At 65.9% G+C, this 16,649-nt stretch carries 14 protein-coding genes; 5 read left to right on the forward strand and 9 right to left on the reverse strand.

What is annotated here, in order from left to right; all coding sequences use genetic code 11:
• Nucleotides 1-65: 65 nt before the first annotated feature.
• Genes EIP75_RS08635 through EIP75_RS08650 form a run of 4 tightly spaced genes read right to left on the reverse strand, consistent with a single transcriptional unit; the run spans nt 66 to nt 5,094 of the window.
• Nucleotides 66-2,444: a PHP domain-containing protein gene (locus EIP75_RS08635; protein WP_125242863.1), complete on the reverse strand. Its 2,379-nt coding sequence runs from the start codon at nt 2,442-2,444 to the stop codon at nt 66-68.
• 24 nt (nt 2,445-2,468) lie between these two features.
• Nucleotides 2,469-3,266, reverse strand: coding sequence for an ABC transporter permease (locus EIP75_RS08640; protein ID WP_125242864.1), 798 nt, complete (start codon nt 3,264-3,266; stop codon nt 2,469-2,471).
• Nucleotides 3,263-4,279, reverse strand: coding sequence for an ABC transporter substrate-binding protein (locus EIP75_RS08645; protein ID WP_125242865.1), 1,017 nt, complete (start codon nt 4,277-4,279; stop codon nt 3,263-3,265). The genes EIP75_RS08640 and EIP75_RS08645 overlap by 4 nt, the downstream gene beginning before the upstream one ends.
• Before the next feature lie 8 nt (nt 4,280-4,287).
• A complete protein-coding gene (locus EIP75_RS08650; RefSeq protein ID WP_125242866.1) occupies nt 4,288-5,094 on the reverse strand; it encodes an ABC transporter ATP-binding protein in 807 nt (268 codons plus the stop codon).
• 100 nt (nt 5,095-5,194) lie between these two features.
• Here EIP75_RS08650 and EIP75_RS08655 point away from each other — a divergent pair, with 100 nt between their 5' ends.
• Nucleotides 5,195-5,953 carry a GntR family transcriptional regulator gene (locus tag EIP75_RS08655; RefSeq protein WP_125242867.1) on the forward strand — a complete coding sequence of 253 codons (759 nt, stop codon included), beginning with the start codon at nt 5,195-5,197 and terminating at the stop codon, nt 5,951-5,953.
• A 13-nt stretch (nt 5,954-5,966) separates the two neighbouring features.
• Here EIP75_RS08655 and dmeF read toward each other — a convergent pair whose 3' ends face one another.
• Nucleotides 5,967-6,926: a CDF family Co(II)/Ni(II) efflux transporter DmeF gene (gene dmeF, locus EIP75_RS08660; protein WP_125242868.1), complete on the reverse strand. Its 960-nt coding sequence runs from the start codon at nt 6,924-6,926 to the stop codon at nt 5,967-5,969.
• Nucleotides 6,927-6,987: 61 nt separating this feature from the next.
• Between dmeF and EIP75_RS08665 the strand changes: the two genes are divergently transcribed.
• Nucleotides 6,988-7,263: a metal/formaldehyde-sensitive transcriptional repressor gene (locus EIP75_RS08665; RefSeq protein WP_125242869.1), complete on the forward strand. Its 276-nt coding sequence runs from the start codon at nt 6,988-6,990 to the stop codon at nt 7,261-7,263.
• Nucleotides 7,264-7,285: 22 nt separating this feature from the next.
• Here the strand turns inward: EIP75_RS08665 and EIP75_RS08670 are convergent, their stop codons facing one another.
• The 3 genes from EIP75_RS08670 to EIP75_RS08680 form a co-directional block, all read right to left on the reverse strand.
• Nucleotides 7,286-7,786, reverse strand: a complete 501-nt coding sequence (locus EIP75_RS08670) for a GNAT family N-acetyltransferase (RefSeq protein WP_125242870.1) — start codon at nt 7,784-7,786, stop codon at nt 7,286-7,288.
• Nucleotides 7,786-9,006, reverse strand: coding sequence for an 8-amino-7-oxononanoate synthase (gene bioF / locus EIP75_RS08675; RefSeq protein WP_420797154.1), 1,221 nt, complete (start codon nt 9,004-9,006; stop codon nt 7,786-7,788). The genes EIP75_RS08670 and bioF overlap by 1 nt, the downstream gene beginning before the upstream one ends.
• A gap of 84 nt (nt 9,007-9,090) precedes the next feature.
• On the reverse strand, nt 9,091-10,278 hold the full coding sequence (locus EIP75_RS08680; protein WP_125242871.1) for an aminotransferase-like domain-containing protein: 1,188 nt from the start codon (nt 10,276-10,278) through the stop codon (nt 9,091-9,093).
• Between the two features lie 131 nt (nt 10,279-10,409).
• On the opposite strand from EIP75_RS08680, the gene EIP75_RS08685 reads away from it, so the two are divergent.
• Nucleotides 10,410-11,864 carry an aminotransferase-like domain-containing protein gene (locus EIP75_RS08685; RefSeq protein ID WP_125242872.1) on the forward strand — a complete coding sequence of 485 codons (1,455 nt, stop codon included), beginning with the start codon at nt 10,410-10,412 and terminating at the stop codon, nt 11,862-11,864.
• Here EIP75_RS08685 and EIP75_RS08690 read toward each other — a convergent pair.
• Nucleotides 11,833-12,714: a DUF6279 family lipoprotein gene (locus tag EIP75_RS08690; RefSeq protein ID WP_125242873.1), complete on the reverse strand. Its 882-nt coding sequence runs from the start codon at nt 12,712-12,714 to the stop codon at nt 11,833-11,835. The two genes, EIP75_RS08685 and EIP75_RS08690, sit on opposite strands and share 32 nt — an antisense overlap.
• Before the next feature lie 141 nt (nt 12,715-12,855).
• On the opposite strand from EIP75_RS08690, the gene EIP75_RS08695 reads away from it, so the two are divergent.
• Both EIP75_RS08695 and EIP75_RS08700 read left to right on the forward strand, forming a co-directional pair.
• A complete protein-coding gene (locus EIP75_RS08695; protein WP_125242874.1) occupies nt 12,856-14,304 on the forward strand; it encodes a DHA2 family efflux MFS transporter permease subunit in 1,449 nt (482 codons plus the stop codon).
• A gap of 147 nt (nt 14,305-14,451) precedes the next feature.
• Nucleotides 14,452-16,635: a right-handed parallel beta-helix repeat-containing protein gene (locus EIP75_RS08700; protein ID WP_158622785.1), complete on the forward strand. Its 2,184-nt coding sequence runs from the start codon at nt 14,452-14,454 to the stop codon at nt 16,633-16,635.
• The last annotated feature ends 14 nt before the right edge of the window (nt 16,636-16,649 follow it).

The raw sequence follows: 16,649 nt of genomic DNA on the forward strand, positions 1-16,649 counted from the left end.
TTGTCTCCTCCTGGCGCGCAACCGCGAGTTTGCGCCTTCCAAGGGCCCCTCACGGGGCCCTTTTTTTATCGTGGAACGGTGACGAACAGGGCGGACGTCCATACCCGCGACTGATCCCGCTGGCGCGCCGTGATGAACAGGGGATGCTCCCTGCCCGCCTCCAGTCCAAGTCCGTCCAGGTCAATGTCCCCCGAGATCTCACGAGGCAAGGGCTGATCGGTGATCCGCTCGATGCTCAACATGAGTTCGGTACCGGGCAGTTCCTCCCGCACATGGCCTTTCGCCAGCAGTTCTGCGCCACTGATGCTGAGCTGGACTTCGGGCGCATGCACGAAGGGCTGGCGCTTCAGGGGGCTGCCCACCTTCACATACCCATCAATGTGCGCCTTCACCGTGATGCGTGCATCGCGCAGGGCACCCAGGGTCAGCTCGATGCTGTCGGTGTCGCCGTGCGTGGCGGTCTTGAAGCGCAAGGTCGTCGTGTCCTCGCGCCAGTGCGTCTGCTCGGGGTGGTCGAAGCCGTGCGTGTCGACCGCCCGCAGGGAGGTGCCCAGCACCTCGATGTGCCCATCCCAGTAGGCACCTCGGTAGCGGTCCTTGATGCGGGCTCCGCCCACACGGATGCGCACACGCGTGTCGCACCAGCCCAGCTCCTGGTGCATGTCCCGCTCCCAGATGCACTGGTCGCCGCGGTAGAGGCGCACGTTCTCCCAACCGGCCTCGCCCAGCAGGCGGTAGCTCAGAGAGGCGGCGCCATCGGCCTCGCACACCTCTCCCATCCAATGGGCACCCAGCCTCAGCGATGCGAAACTGCGCTCCCCCGTGGTCGCGAAGGTGCGCCGGGCACGCAGCGCCTGGCCCACACCCTGCCGGTCGAAACGGCTCGCCAGCACACCGGTCAGCCCACCCCGCGAACCAAACACGGCCGTGGCCGGCACACCGCCGCCGCAACGGCCCTGGTGCTCGTCGCTGTTGGCCACCGCACCGACGCGGTAACCGCGGGCCAGAGCCTCTGCATACACCCAGTGGAACTGCCCCCAGGCCGAGCCCACCTCCACCAGGCGCTCCAGTTGCGGGTGATGCCAATCAAGATTGCAGCGGCGCCCTCCCACGTGCGGGATCATCAGGTGGCACTCGGGGTCATCCGCATAGGCGGCGTACAGGTCGTCCACGGGCCAGGTGCCCGGGCGGATGGTGCCCTGGGTGAACTCGTTCCATTCGAAACTGCGCATCAGGCGCCCCTGCTCGTCGAAGGGGAAGCGCGGCTTGCCTTCGCCCAGGAACACGATGTTGCGATCGCCCCCCGCCGCCGAGTTGCCGCACCACTCGGTACCGGGGTAGCACACGAAGCGGCCTGGCTCATTGAGCGAGTGGATCAGCTCGACGGCCTTGTTCCAGCGGGCCTCGGTGATGTTGAAATCGTTGGCGGTGTAGCCCAGCACATCCAGGCCGGCCACATCACGGCCATAGCCTAGGTTGTAGAGCGTGTCGTTGGTGCCGATGGTGTCATCGGAGTGCACGTGCAGATCCGCGTACAGGGGGCGAAGATCCGACAGGTCCGATGCATTGACGTAGGCATCACCCTTCAGGTGGAGCCGAGGATGCGGCACCTCGGCCGCCAGCTTCCATTCGCCCGGCAAAGCCAGACGGTGCGCAGGCAGGCGCGCCACCGCCCAGCCCTGCCCCGCCAGCTCGAAGGCCTGCGTCTCTTGCTGGCCTTCAGGGCCCTGGAGAACCAGGGTGCCCGCCAGCGGCATGTCCTGGCAGGTGTTGCCCCATGCATCGTCCAGGCGCACGATGGCGTCGAAGGATTCATTCAACCCCACCAGGCGCGGCGCGATCACTTTCAGGGTGGCGGGTGGCCCGGCGACGATGTCGAGCAGGCAGTCACCCGGCACCTCGGCAAACTTGGAACTGCCCAGGGGGTCGATGAACATGCGGAAGCGAAAATCCTTCTCGACAAAGCTCTGCACGCGGGTGCCCGCCCCACCATGGCGTCGGTCGCCCAGGCGGATGGTGATGCGGTCACCGGGGTTGAGGTAGCCATCCACGATGTCGATCAGCACGGCCTTCTGGAACGGCCGCTCGTGGCCCTTCTGGTCGAAACGCACCTTGAGGTGCTGCACCGTGGCCGGGCTCTGCCCTGGCACCAGAGGGCCGGCCTGGTATTCGGCCGACACGAAATTGGCCGCACGCGGATCCGAGGTCTGGAACAAGGCCCAATCGGAGTAGAACTTGAAGGCCAGCTTGAGCCAGGCCCCGTCGGCCAGGCCCGACGCGCCCACCTCGTACACCAAGGTCAGCTCCGTCCACTCACCGGCCACCAGTTGACGCCGCTCGCAGGTGAAACGCCCCAGAAAGGGCTTGCCCTTGTTTTGCTCATAGAGCCCTCGAGGGGCGATGTAGTGGCCGGCTTCTCGGCCCGGGTCGAAGGCATTGCTCATGGGGTGGTTCTTCAAAGACATGTTTCACTGGCCACGCCAGTGGCTGTAGCGCTTTTCAAGACGGCGGAACACCAGGCTCTCGGTGAGCCAGGCAATGAGGCCGATCAGGGAGATGCCCAGCAGCACCTGGCTGCTGTTGCCGATCTGCCCACCGGTGGACACCATCCACCCGATGCCCTTGGAAGCACCGATCATCTCGGCCGCCACCAGCGCGCGCCAGGCCTGGCTGAAACCGATGCGCAAGGCGGCGGTGACGAAGGGCAGGCAGGCGGGCAGGTAGACGTGGCGCAGCAACTGCTGGCGCGAGGCGCCCAGCGTGCGCGCGGCACGCACCTCGCCGCCCTGGATGGACTGCACACCCTCCTGCACGGTGATGGCCATGGGGAACACGGCCGCCATCACGATCACGGCCACCATGGAGACATCGCTCAGCCCCAGGAAGAGGATGATCAGCGGCGTCCAGGCAATGGGCGGGATCGACATGAACAGGCTGTTGACCGGCCCCATGAACACACGAAAGCCCTGGGACAGCCCCATGGCGGCCCCCAGGCCCAGGGCCAGCACCGCAGCCAGGCTGAAGCCGCTCAGTTCACGCAGCAGGCTGGCGCCCAGGTGCTTGGGCAGGCTGCCGTCCTGCCACCACCGGCCGGCTTCACGGAGCACCTCCCAGGGCTGCGGCAGCACATAGGACGGCACCCTGGTGGCCAGGACCATCCAGGCCACCAGGATCAGCGGCAACGATGCCCACGCCAGCCCGCGCCGCCACCGGATGCGCAGCGATCTCCGTGGCGGCACGGAATGGTTCTGCAAAACGGCAGTCATCGCACCGATCCGGCGTTGGCCTTCAGCCAGTAGGACTGGTCCACCACCTGATCCACCTTCAGCGGTTTGGCGATGAAGCCCAGGGCCAGCGAATAATCCATCAGGCGCTGGATGAAGCGCAGATCGGTCGCCTCCAGCTGATCAGACCAGCCCAGGCGTTTGCGGGCCTCCTGCACGATGATTTCGGGCGCAATGGCCTTGCCATCGGGCGACTGGACCGCTTCGAGCTTGAAGGCCTGGGCGATGATCTGGTTGCTCTCCGCAGGACGGTCCTTGAGGAAGGCGATGGCCTTGTGGTGTGCGCGCAGCAGCTTGACCACGTCGCCCCCACGCTCCTTGAGCGTGCTGCTGGGCGCCATCACCACGTACCAGGGGTACTGGGGCAAGGCCTGGTTCAAGTCCAGCACCAGGCGGCTGTTGCCGCGCAGCAAAGCCTGCGACACGAAAGGCTCCCACAGGAAGGCGGCATCGGCCACGTTGCGGTCCAGCGCGGCATTCATGTTGGCTGGCGGCATGGGCAGGATGTCCAGATCCTTCTCCGGATCCAGCCTGGCCTGGTCCTTGAGCACGAAGCCACGCAGCAGCACATCCATGCCGCTGCCCTTGGCCACCGAGGCCAGCCGTTTGCCGCGCAGATCGGCCACCGTCCTGATCGGCGCCGAGGCCTGGCTGATGATGGCGGCCTGGCCATGGTTCACCTTGGCCAGGATGCGGGCATCCAGCCCGCGCGAGAACCACTGGTACACAGGAGGCGCGCCCACATAGGCCACATCCAGCTCACCGGCCGCCAGGGCCTGCTGCAGCACGGGTCCGTCACCAAAGGACTTGATCTCCACGTTCAGGCCTTCATCGGCGAAGAAGCGCTTCTGCTCCGCGATGACGGCCGGCGCATTGGCCATCGCGAACACCCAGCCGACGCGCAGTGGCTTGGCCTGGGCCCGCGCAGGCAGGGCGTGGAAAGCGATCGCCGCGGCGAATGCCAGGGCCAGGAGGGTTTGACGGCGATGGTTCATGTTGGACTTCATGCTGGAATCCGGGTGACGTGATCGATGCGATCGAGCAGGTGATCGCGGTATTCAAGGAAACGAGGCAGGCGGCTGGTTTGCAGCACGCGCCGCGGACGCGGCAGGTCGATGTGGAGTTCACTGTCGATGCCTTGCGGCGCCCGGCCGAGCACCACCACGCGATCGGCCAGGAACACGGCCTCGTCGATGTCGTGGGTGACGAACACCACGGTCTGGCCCAGCTCGGACCACAGGCGCAACAGTTCCTCGTTCATGTGGCGCCGGCTCATGACATCCAGTGCGGCGAAGGGCTCGTCGGCCAGCAGCAAGGACGGCTCGGGTGCCAGGGCTCTCGCAAGTGAGACGCGCTGGCGCATGCCGCCCGACAGCTGGTGAGGCCACTTGTGCGCGGCGTCGTCCAGCCCGACCAGGCGCAGGTAATGCATGGCCTTGGCAACCTGCTCCCCCGCCGGCAAGGCTGCCACCATCTTCAAGCCGAAGCGCACGTTGTCCAGCACGTTCAGCCAAGGGAAGAGTTGCGGCGCCTGGAACACGTAGCCCAGCTCCGGCATCTCGGGATAGACCTCATGTGCGTTGACTCGCACCGCCCCACGGTCAGGTGCCATGAAACCCGACAGCAGATTGAGCAGCGTCGACTTGCCACAACCCGATGGCCCCAGCAGGACCACGAACTCTCCCGGCGACACGGCCAGCTTGAGCCCCTGGAACACGGTCTGGGCGCCCGCGTAGGAGAAGTCGACATCGGACAGGCTCAACGCAGCAGGCGCTGGCCTTGAAGGGCTGTGGTGTGGTGCGTTCGGCATGGTCGAATGGAGGGCCTGTTGGCGCTTGCATCTGACGCCTCTTTCGAGTTAATAATACGTTCTAATACAAGTTGCCGCTATGCGGATGGCGCATGAACATATGAGCAAACCTGCTAACTCCGTGCTTCACACCCCTCTGTCACGAGAGAACGCCACCTCGCTGTACGAGCAGATCGCCACGCGTCTGCTGGAAGAAATGGAAGCGGGCCTGTACGAACCCACCGGGCGCCTGCCGTCTGAATCCGGGATCGGCGAGCGCTTCGGTGTCAGCCGCGTCACGGTGCGCCTGGCGCTGGACAAGCTGGTGAGCGAAGGGGCGGTGGTGCGCAAGCAGGGCAAGGGCAGCTATGTGGCCGGCCGACAGGTGCGCCATGGCCTGGACACGTTGCGCAGCTTCCATGAGTCACTGAAGCTGCAGGGCCTGAAAGCCACCATGCGCCTGCTGGAGAAGAAGGTGGTCACGCTGCCTGACGATGTGCGCCAGCGTTTCGCGCCCGCGGCCAAGGGCCTCTTCGTGCAGCGACTGCATCTGGTGGATGGCGAACCTGTCGCACTGGGCGACAGCTACCTGCCCCACAAGCTGCACACCTTCAGCTGGAACGAGGTTGAGCGGCAACCAGCCTACAGCCTGCTGGCCGACAGGATGGGCGAAGCGCCCGCGCGGGCAGACATCGCCATCCTGGCTCAGCGGGCTGATCAGCGCCTGGCCGACACCTTGAAGATCTCTGAGGGTGATGCGCTGCTCGTCATGCGGCGCACCTCGTATTTCACATCGGGTGCATGCGCCGACCACACCCATTTCTACGTGCGCCCCGAGCGCTATGAGTTCGTGATGAGCAGCACGTTCAGGGCATCGTGAGGTCGAGCATCCCTCAAGCCTGAGCCCGATTCACCTCGACTGAAAGGTGCACCAGTTCTTCATGCACGCGCAGCAATCGCTTGAAATCCTCAGGTTGGGCATCGGTTGACGGCGTGGTGAGCGACACGATGCAGGCGTAGCGCCCAGGGCCCACGCGCCACACATGCAGATCGCACAGGCGTGCCGGGATCGGCCCCTCTTCGATCGCCTCGCGGATCTCGTCGACCACCGGTGCATCCATGTCCGCATCCAGCAGGCCACGTCCGGTGTCCTTGATCAGGCCCACGGCCCACACCGTGATCAGCACGGCGCCCACCAGCCCCATCACCGGATCCAGCCAATCCGCACCCCACAGCTTGCCGCCGAACAGCGCCGCGATGGCCAGCACCGACGTGGCCGCATCGGCCACCACGTGCAGGTAGGCGGCCCGCAGGTTCAGGTCTTCATGTGCATCGGCGTGATCACCGTGGTGGTGGTCATGGTGCTCATGATGATCGTCGTGGTGATGGTGGTGGTGGCCGTCTCGCAGCAGCCATGCGCACACCAGGTTCACCACCAGGCCCACGGCGCCCACCACCAGGGCCTCGTCGTAATGGATGGCCGTGGGGCTGATGAGCCGCTCGACCGACTGCCACACCATCAGCACCGCCACGCCTACCAGCAGGATGGCGCTGGTGTAGCCGCCCAGCACCTCGATCTTCCAGGTGCCGAAGGTGAAACGCTGATCACGTGCCAGCCGACGGGCCGCCACATAGGCGGCCACCGACAGGCCCAGGGCCACCGCATGCGAGCTCATGTGCCAACCATCGACCAGCAAAGCCATCGACCCGAACAGCCAGCCCCCCGTGATCTCGGCCACCATCATCACCACGGTCAGCATCAGGGCCCAGCGCGTGTTGCGCTCTGCCAGCGGATTGTCGCGGTCGAACACATGCGGGTGCTGGCAGGCAGGCGAGGCGGGGGCTGAGTTCATGGATTCAAGGCTGGCGTTGATACTCCCCCCCAGTATATTGGGCCGACGCTAGAATGCGGCCATGGCACACACCGCGACAGGGAAAAACCGCTTGATCACCCGCGTCCGCCGTATCAAGGGGCAAGCGGATGCATTGGAGCGCGCCCTGGCAGAAGAAGGCGAATGCCTGGCCGTGCTGCAACAGATCGCCGCCATCCGTGGCGCCGTCAACGGCTTGATGACTGAGGTGCTGGAAGGACACGTTCGAGAGCACCTGGGGGCCGAGGGCCTGAGCCCTGCACAGCGGCAGGACGAGGTGGATGCCCTGCTGGGCGTGCTGCGCTCTTATCTGAAGTGATCAGACCGAGGAGCGGGGCCTCTCAAGCCCGCATGTACACCGCCGTACCCCAGTAGGTGCCCAAGGCGGCCTGCCCTTCAGGCGACACGTGCGCCACCTCGAAGCCCTGCCCGCGCCAGAACGCCACCGTGTCATTGACCGACACCAGCGCCAGCCCGGCCAGGGCCCATCGAGAAGCCTGCTCACGTGCGTGCGACACCAGCGTCTGCGCCACGCCTTGCCCACGCAGCGCACGGCCAATGGCCAGATCGTGCAGGTAGAGCCCATCGGGCTGCGCATGGTGCTCGAAGGCGGCGCCCAGCGACGACACCTTGCCCAGTAAGGTGCGGTAAGCCACCAGGTAGGCGCCAGGCCGGTCGGTCGCATCCACTGCCACCCAGGCCGTGTCCGGGCACGCTGCCAGCCGAGCAGCCAGCAGACCAGGCGGTTCGTTCATTTCGGGCGGATAGCACTGCGCCTGGATCTCGGCGATGGCCTGCAGATCCTCGGGCCGCATGAGCCGAACCGTCAGCAAGGCCGGCATCAGCGTGCGGCCTCCACCAGCGCTTCGATCAGCTGCGTCACCTGACCCTCGGTATGAGCGGATGACAGCGAGATACGCAATCGCGCCGTGCCCTTGGGCACCGTGGGTGGCCGGATGGCGGGCACCCACACGCCTGAGCGGTCCAGCGCGCCCATGACCAGCAGCGCGGCCTCGTTGCGGCCGATCACCAGGGGCTGGATGGCCGTGTCCGAGGGCCACAGATCCCAGGGCACGGCCTGCGCCAGGCCGGTGCGCAACTGCTCACGCAGAGAAGCCAGATGCGTGCGGCGCCAACCCTCGGTGGCGATCAGGCCCACCGACGCACGCAAGGCCTCTGCGATCATGGCGGGCGCGGCTGTGGCGAACATGTAGGTCCGCGCCTTCTGCATGATCCACTCGACCACATCGGGGTGCCCCGCCACAAAGGCCCCGGCCACACCAGCCGCCTTGCCCAGCGTGGCCATGTAGACCAGGCGGTCCAGGCGGCCCTGCCATGCGGGCGCCACCCCGTCCATCGTGGCGATGCCCCAATGCGCCAGTGCGCCTTCGCCATGGGCGCCCAGCACGCCGAAGCCATGGGCATCGTCGATCAGCAGCCAGGCATCGTGCTGCTCGCACAGCGTGAGCAATGCGGGCACATCGGCGATGGTGCCGTCCATGCTGAACACGGCGTCGGTGATCACCAGCTTGCGCTCGGCCGTGCTCTCGGCCAGGGCCTGCGCCAGTGCATTCAGATCGCGGTGCGCGAACACATGGATGTCTGCCCGCGACAGGCGCGCACCATCGATCAGGCAGGCATGGTTGAGCACATCGGAGAAGATCGCATCGCCCTTGCCCACCAGCGCGGGCACCAGGCCTACGTTGGCGGCATAACCCGCGTAGAAGTACAGCGCGCGGGGCAGGCCCACCAGGCGGGCCAGCTCTTCTTCAAGCGCTTCGTGTGCAGGGCTGTGGCCGCACACCAGCGGCGAGGCGGTGGCACCCACGCCGTAGCGGCTGGCGGCCTGCTGCGCGGCTGCGATCACCATGGGATGCTGCGACAGGCCCAGGTAGTCATTGCTGCCGAAGGACAGGCGCTGCTGCCCATTGATCAGGTAGGTGGTACCGCGCAGATGCTCCTGGTCGGCTGCCAGGTCCTGCGGGGGCAGCAAGGGCGCCACAACGCGACGGCGGCGCAGCAGATGGGCCTGGGCCAGGGATTCGAGTTCTCGGTCAAACACGGGTGTTTGCCCGGCACAGGCCGGGATTCGGACAAACCCCAAGGGTACCAGCCCCGGCACCCATGTGCCATCCAGCGCCCTCCATCAAACCAGGCAAGGCGCCAGCCGGGCCACCGCCTCATGGATCTGTGCCGGTGCCAGGGTCACGAAGGACAGGCGCAGCGCGTTCTGCCTCGCGGCATCAACCGATGAAAAGAACGGGGCGCCAGGCACATAGGCAACGCCTGCCTCCACCGCTTGCGGCAGCCTCGCCAGGGTATCGACATGCTCGGGCGCTTCAACCCAGAAGAACATGCCGCCAGGCGGCACCCGCCAGCGGCAGCCATGCGGCAGGCAGGTGGCCAGGGCATGGGCCATCACGTCACGCTGGATGCGGTAGCGCTCACGCACTGCGCACAGGTGAGCGTCCAGGTTGAAATCGCCTTGTAGCAGATCGAGGATCAGGCGCTGGTTGAGCCCAGGCGTGTGCAGGTCACAAGCCTGCTTGGCCTGCAGGAGCTTGCTGCGCAGGGCACGTGCGGAATCGCCCTCGCCACTGGGCATCACCATGTAGCCCACACGCAGCCCCGGTGAGAGCACCTTGGAGAACGATCCCAGGTAGACCACCTGCTGCGGTGCGCGGCTGGCCAGAGGCGCGGGCGGTGGGGTGTCGTACCAGAGCGCGCCGTAGGGGTCGTCTTCGATCAGCAGTGTGTGTCCCCGGCGCAGGGACTGCGCCAAGGCCATGCGGCGCAGCTCGCCCAGACACTGTCCGCCCGGGTTCTGGAAATTGGGGATCAGATAGGCCACAGCTGGGCCTGGATCGCCCGCCAGGGCTTCAGGCAGGGGGCCGTCCTCATCGGATGCCCACGCCATCACGTCCGGCTCGTAGGGCGTGAAGGCCTGCAACGCCCCCAGGTAGGTCGGCTGCTCCACCAGCACCTGCGCGCCGGGGTCCAGCAGCACCTTGCCCAAAAGATCCAGGCCCTGCTGTGACCCCGTGGTGATCAGCACGTGTGACGGGTCGATCTGCCAGCCGGGGCGTGACAGGTGCTGCGCCACCCACTCGCGCAGGCCCGGCAAGCCCTCGCTGGTGGCGTACTGCAGTGCGGCTGGCCCCTGCGTGCCCAGCACCCGGTCACACCCCCGGCGAATCGCCTCCACCGGAAAGGCCTCTGGCGCAGGCAGGCCGCCTGCCATCGACAGGATGCCGGGGCGTTCGGTCACCTTGAGGATGTCGCGGATGGCCGAAGGGTTCATGCGCCGAGTACGGCTTGCCAGGGCGAAGGTCATGTGGTGATCCTTGTCTTTGTGGGGTGCTCTGTGGCACTCTATCGACAACACCAATACAGAACCAGTACAGATTGCCATATCAGATTCCTGACTGTGCTGGCATCAAAACCAATACAGAATCTGCCGTGACCATGAGCACCGCCTTCGCAGCCCCTCCGCTTTCACGGGACAGCGATCTGCCGCTGGCCGAACAGCTGGCAGGTCGCTTCGCAGAGATGATCCGCCAGCACCACCTGTCGCCCGGGGCGCGGCTGCCCTCGGTGCGCTCCTGTGCGCAGACACATGGCGTGAGCCCGTACACCGTGGTCGCTGCCTACGACCAGTTGCTGGCGCGCGGCCTGGTGGAGTCCCGGCCTCAACGCGGCTTCTTCGTGCGGGCGCAGCCCGTAGGTCCTGCACGGGCCACCACGCCGGCGCCCCATCCTTTCCAGCCCAGCACGCCCATCGATGCCACCACCCTGATCCGGGGCATGTTCCACGAGCCGGGCACGCGCCCCATGCCGGGTCTGGGCACCCTGCCCCCAGCGTGGCTGGATGCCGCCATGCTGGGGGCCGCACTGCGCAAGGTGACGCAAGGCGAACGGCTGGAAGCCTTGAGCCTGCATTACGGTGAACCGCAGGGTGATCAACGCCTGCGCGACGCGCTGTCGCACCGGATGGCAGAGCTGGGCTTGCGCGCCGCACCCGAACAGTTCATCACCACCGTGGGCGCCACGCAGGCGCTGGACCTGGTGTCCCGCACGCTGCTGCGCCCAGGCGATGCCGTGCTGGTGGACGAACCGGGCTGGGCTGTGGAGTTTGCGCGCCTGGCGCAACTGGGCATGCGCATCCTGCCAGTGCCTCGCGGGCAGGACGGGCCCGATCTGGCCGTGCTGGCCCATCTGGCGCAAAGCCATGCTCCCAAGCTGTACGTGACCGTGTCCGTGCTGCACAACCCTACCAGCGCGATGCTGTCGCCCGGACACGCGCACCAGGTGCTCAAGCTGGCCGAGGCGCATGACTTCCACATCCTGGAAGACGATGTCTATGGCTTCCTGGCACCTCCGCACGCCACGCGGATGGCCGTGCTCGATGAACTGCAGCGCGTCATCCTGGTCGGCAGCTTCTCCAAGGCCTTGTCACCCAGCTGGCGCGTGGGCTACATCGCAGCGCCCCCAGGGCTGGTGGAGCGCATCGTCAACACCAAGCTGCTGACCACGCTGACCACGGCCCCGCTGCTGGAGCAGGCCCTCGCCTGGTGCCTGGAGCAAGGCCTGATGCGGCGCCATTGCGAGCGCGTAGTGGCGCAACTCGATGCGGCCCGCACACGCTGCATGCAGCTGATCCGCAGCGCCGGCTTCCAGCTGCTCTCGGCGCCGCAGGGCCTGTTCGGCTGGGTGGACGTGGGCGTGGACACTGAACGCCTGGTGATCCCCTTGCTGGAGGCGGGCTGGCTGATCGCCCCGGGCGCCCTGTTCCATGCCCACCGCCAGCCCAGCACGCTGATGCGCATCAACTACGCCAGCTCGCAGGATGCGCGCTTCTGGAAGACGCTGCAGGCAGAGGCCATGCGACTCAGCTCCCAGCGCCCTTCGACAGCACGGTGAGGTCGGCGCTCCAGCCCTTCAGGCGGTCGATCACGGTGCGGCGCTGCTCGGGCGATGTGTGGTTGTGCACCGAGGCCATCATCTGGCAGCCTGCACTGGCCCAACGCAGCATGTCAGCCTTCTGGCGTGGATCGTTGGGCAGGATGGCATCGAGCAGCAAGGCACGGATCGGCCCCTGGGCCTGCTCGGCCGTGGCCTTCTGGTCGTGCAGCTTGCGCAGCAGGACGATCAGGTTGTTCTGCACACGTTGGCGCTGCTGATTGACGGCGGCGGCGTCAAAAGGCAGGCGCTCCACCTCGCTGGCGACCTGGCGCCGCTGGTCCTTGTCGAGCCGACCATAAAAGCGCTCCAGCCATTTCTCGACGTACTCGGCGGCGGCCTCCTGGCGATCGTCGGCATCCTTGTCCAGGAAGTCATCCGCGAAGTCTTCGTCCTTTTCCTTGAAATGCTTTTCGAGGTGTTCGATCTGCTTGGGTGTGAGCCCCACCACCACCCGAGCCATCAAGGGGGCTGCGCGATCAGCGCTGGCGCGCAGCCAGCCTTCGATCTCCAGACGGCGTTCACAGGCCAGCTGCGGCGAGATGTCGCCCACGGCCTCGTGCTGAGCGCGCTCCATGAAGGCGGCAATCTGAGGCAGCTGCGCCTTGCGTTGCCATGCGAAGAACTCCCGCACCGCTGCGCGGGAAGTGTCTCGCTGCGCACCTTGAAGATCCAGGGCCTTGTTGATGCGCCAACTCACCAGCGTGGGCGCCTGGTCATACGCCAGCCTCAACACACTGCAGGCCGAAACCAGCGCAATCAGCAGGCCAGCGGCCAACCACATCAACCAACGCGAGCGGGCATGGGGCATCGTCATCTCCTCAATGATCTTGTGTGTGAGACTTCGCCTTCGCGTCGCCTCGTGTGTGTCCCCTGTGCCAACGTGAGATTGCCCTGAGCTGGCAAGCTGTGCACGCCACAGGCCCGCAAAGCCCTGCCGCATGCAATGACTATGAGCCCTCCCTCCCCTGATCAACGCACTGCCATCTCACTGTCGCGGCGTTTCGGCCCGCGCTGGCGGTGGCTGGTCCTGGCCACCCTGATGATCGGCACCATCGCGTCGATCATGTCATCGACCATCGTGAACGTGGCCGTGCCGGATCTGATGCAGTACTTCCACATAGAGCAGGCTCAGGCGCAGTGGGTGTCGGCCGGCTTCATGGCGGCCATGACGCTGGCCATGCTGCCCACGCCCTGGCTGTTGGGGCGGTTTGGCTTTCGGCTCACCTACATGGGCGTGAGCGCCCTGCTGCTGATCGGTGGGGTGGTTGGCGGGCTGGCCGGCAGTTTCGAGCTCGTGCTGGCCATGCGCGTGGTGGAGGGCATCGCCGCCGGCGTGATGCAGCCCATCCCGTCGATCATGGTGATGCGGGCCTTCGAGCCCACCGAGCGGGGCAAGGCCATGGGCATCTTCGCGTTCGGGGTGGTGCTGGCGCCCGCCGTGGGGCCGACCATCGGCGGCTTGCTGGTGGAGCAGTTCGGATGGCGCTCGATTTTCTTCGTGGTGGTGCCGTTCTGTGTGGTCGCCCTGGGGCTGGCCCAACGCTACCTGCCGGACCTGGGCAGCCAGGCCAGCGCGGACGACGAGGACCCGCCGCGCGTGCCCTTTGATTTCCGTGGACTGCTGCTCGCCACCGTGTCCGTGCTATGCCTGCTGCAAGGCCTGTCGCACCTGCACAAGGCATTTGATCTGGTGACCCTGGTCCTGCTGCTGGCAGCCGTGGGCGTGATGGGCTGGTTCGTGCACCACTGCCGCCATGTCGAGCACCCCTTGGTGGACCTGCGCATCTTCCAGGCCCGTGCCTTCGCGATGGGGGCCGTGGTGGCCTTTGTCTATGGCATGGGGCTGTTCGGCTCGACCTACCTGGTACCGGTGTTCATGCAGACGGCGCTGCACTTCACCCCATCGGCCGCAGGTGCGGCGCTGCTGCCCGCCGGCCTGGTGCTGGCCGTGGTGATCCCCGTGGCCGGCCGACTGGCAGATCGCGTGCCACCGCACCGCCTGGTCTGCGCTGGCCTGGTGTGCCTGGCAGTGTCCTTCGCCCTGATGGGCACGGTGCAGCCTGGCACGGCCCTGGCCGTGCTGATGCTGTGGGCCGCCATCGGCCGGCTGGGCCTGGGGCTGGTGCTGCCCTCGCTGAGCCTGGGCTCGCTCAAGGGCATGGATGGCGCACTGATGCCCCAGGCCGTGAGCAACATCAACTTTCTGCGGCAGTTGGGCGGGGCCATCGGCATCAGCGTGGTCAGCATCTTCCTGGAATGGCGGCTGCGCTCGGTGCACCCCACCGACAACAGCTCGGTGGCGGCCTTTTCGCAGACCTACTGGCTGGTGGCAGCGATCTGCGCCACGGCGGTGATCGCCGCTGCGCGCATGCGCCCCGGCAGAGTCCCGAGTTGCTGAACTGAGGCAGAGCATGTCAGTGGTGTTACGGCTCACCTAGGGAAACCGCTGGAGGTACCGGCGCTTCGTTTGATGGACGATGGTCACACATGTGAGCCGACTCATGGCTGCTCACTCCGCGCCATCCAACAATCGACAGGGAACCTCATGCGCCATTTCGTACGCTGCACTGCTGTGGCCGTTGCCACCTTCTGCACCCACACCGCCCACGCCGCCACTTACTACGTCAACACCAACTCATGGGGTGACGGCAACAGCGGCACCTCCAACTCCTTCCCCTGGAAGACCATCGCAAAAGTCAACAGCACCGCCGTGTCCGGAGACACCGTGCTCTTCTACCGCGGCGGTGTCTGGAACGAGACGCTGGAGGTCAAGTCGGGCGTCACCTACGGTGCCTACGGCTCCAACACCCCCAAGCCCGTGATCAGCGGTGCGCGCAACGCTGGCGCACTGACGTGGACGCGCTACCAGCCCGGCCAGAACATCTGGGTGGCCGTCACGAACGGCTCCGGAACCAACATCGGCACTGGCGCCGTCCGCCACCTTCATCTCAATGGTGCACGCCTGACGCGCGCTCGCTTTCCCAATGTGGGGCAAGGCGCCTTCACCAACAGCACCTCGGGGGGCAGCCGCTACAACAAGGTCACGGCAACAGGCAACTACACCACCCTCAACGTCGGCACCAATGCAGGCCTGGCCGGACAGGACATCGTCGGCGCGACGGCATTCGTGCGCACCGTGGGCTCGGACCTGTTCGAGTACACCGTCGATGGCTGGAAGCCGGGCAGCAACTCGGCGCTGGGCCTGACTTCCAAGTGGCTGCTGGACGACTGGGAGCTCGTGCTGAAATACGACATCGCGGCCGGTGTCGGGTACTGGCTCGAGAACAAGCTGTGGATGCTGGATTCGCCGGGGGAGTGGTTCTTCGAGGCCGCCACCGCCGCCAACCCGGTCAGCAAGCTCTACGTGTGGATGCCCAATGGCGCATCGCCTGCCGGTCAGCCTCTGCAGGCATCGACGCTGGCCAGTGGCGTGTCGGCCGTGAACGTCAGCAACTTCACCATCTCGGACATCGAGGTACGCGAGACCTTTGGTGATGCCATCTCCATCACGGGCGCCAACACCGCCACCCTGGAAAGGCTTGATGTCAAGCGCTCCGGTCGGCGCGGCATGTCCATCTGGAACTCCAGCAACGTCACCATCCGCAGCGCAAACATCCAGGACAGCTTCGGCAACGGCCTGTGGCTGGGTGATGCGCGGGGCGGGGCCACCGCGTCCCAACCGGTGGTCAATGCCAACGTCAGCTTCAGCACCATCAACAACTCAGGCCAGAACGGCCTGGGCATGCCCGGTGCGCACCTGGGCACTGGCGGCTCCTTCATCTACAACACGGTCAGCAACTCGGCCAGTGCCGGCATCATTGCCCAGAGCGGCACCACGATCCAATACAACACCGTGCTCAACAGCTGCACCGATTTCGAGGACTGTGGCGGCATCTATGTGGCACAGCCGCAAAACGACGCGACGAAGCTGAGCAACACCCCTGGCACAGCCCCCTACACTGCGGTGAAGGCCAGCAACAACATGGTCATCAACGGCAACATCGTGGTCACGGGCAACGCCAACCCCGACGGCACGCCACACGAAGGCTACGGCGATGTGCGGGGCATTTACCTGGACGACTTCGTCAACGGCGTGACCGTGAGCAACAACTACGTCTCAGGCATGCGCTACGGCATCATGCTGCACACGACGTTCAACAACACGATCCAGGGCAATCGCCTGATTGGCAACCGTTCGTTCAACCTCAAGCTCCAGGAAGACCCGGTACGTGACGTGAACAGCCATCTCACGGGCGCCCCCACATCGCAGTACTACAACGGCCAGATGGTGAACAACACGATCCAGAACAACGCGATGGTTGCGAGCAAGTCCACCAGCGCTCCGACATTGGCCATTCCGAACATCGTGCAGAACGCCCCAGCGGCCACCGGCCAGTTGGCGAGCTTCGACCTGAACCGCTATGCAACGCTCAACCCGAACCGGCCGGACATCCTGGTCTACAACTACGGCACCGATGTCACCATCAGCGACATGACCCTGGCCAACTGGCAGGCGATCAACAAGGATCTGCAGGGCAGCTTCAGGGCCTACCGGACCGATGGCGAGGCCTACGGCTTTTACACGGCCACAGGCGCAGACACCCGCACCATTGCGTGCCCGGCGGTCAACCAGGCGAACTGCAACTCATTCGTGAACCTGCGCACCGGCAGCACTGTGACCTTCCCGATCACCTTGCCAGCCAGCGCGTCGATCATCATCATCCGATAAGCCGACGTGAGGCG

This window comes from Aquabacterium soli, assembly GCF_003933735.1.
Classification (GTDB): domain Bacteria; phylum Pseudomonadota; class Gammaproteobacteria; order Burkholderiales; family Burkholderiaceae_C; genus Aquabacterium; species Aquabacterium soli.

Coding starts and splice junctions, on each gene's coding strand:
- EIP75_RS08635 (WP_125242863.1), bottom strand. CDS start 2,444: ATGAGCAATGCCTTCGACCCGGGCCGAGAAGCCGGCCACTACATCGCC.
- EIP75_RS08640 (WP_125242864.1), bottom strand. CDS start 3,266: ATGACTGCCGTTTTGCAGAACCATTCCGTGCCGCCACGGAGATCGCTG.
- EIP75_RS08645 (WP_125242865.1), bottom strand. CDS start 4,279: ATGAACCATCGCCGTCAAACCCTCCTGGCCCTGGCATTCGCCGCGGCG.
- EIP75_RS08650 (WP_125242866.1), bottom strand. CDS start 5,094: ATGCCGAACGCACCACACCACAGCCCTTCAAGGCCAGCGCCTGCTGCG.
- EIP75_RS08655 (WP_125242867.1), top strand. CDS start 5,195: ATGAGCAAACCTGCTAACTCCGTGCTTCACACCCCTCTGTCACGAGAG.
- dmeF (WP_125242868.1), bottom strand. CDS start 6,926: ATGAACTCAGCCCCCGCCTCGCCTGCCTGCCAGCACCCGCATGTGTTC.
- EIP75_RS08665 (WP_125242869.1), top strand. CDS start 6,988: ATGGCACACACCGCGACAGGGAAAAACCGCTTGATCACCCGCGTCCGC.
- EIP75_RS08670 (WP_125242870.1), bottom strand. CDS start 7,786: ATGCCGGCCTTGCTGACGGTTCGGCTCATGCGGCCCGAGGATCTGCAG.
- EIP75_RS08680 (WP_125242871.1), bottom strand. CDS start 10,278: ATGACCTTCGCCCTGGCAAGCCGTACTCGGCGCATGAACCCTTCGGCC.
- EIP75_RS08685 (WP_125242872.1), top strand. CDS start 10,410: ATGAGCACCGCCTTCGCAGCCCCTCCGCTTTCACGGGACAGCGATCTG.
- EIP75_RS08690 (WP_125242873.1), bottom strand. CDS start 12,714: ATGCCCCATGCCCGCTCGCGTTGGTTGATGTGGTTGGCCGCTGGCCTG.
- EIP75_RS08695 (WP_125242874.1), top strand. CDS start 12,856: ATGAGCCCTCCCTCCCCTGATCAACGCACTGCCATCTCACTGTCGCGG.
- EIP75_RS08700 (WP_158622785.1), top strand. CDS start 14,452: ATGCGCCATTTCGTACGCTGCACTGCTGTGGCCGTTGCCACCTTCTGC.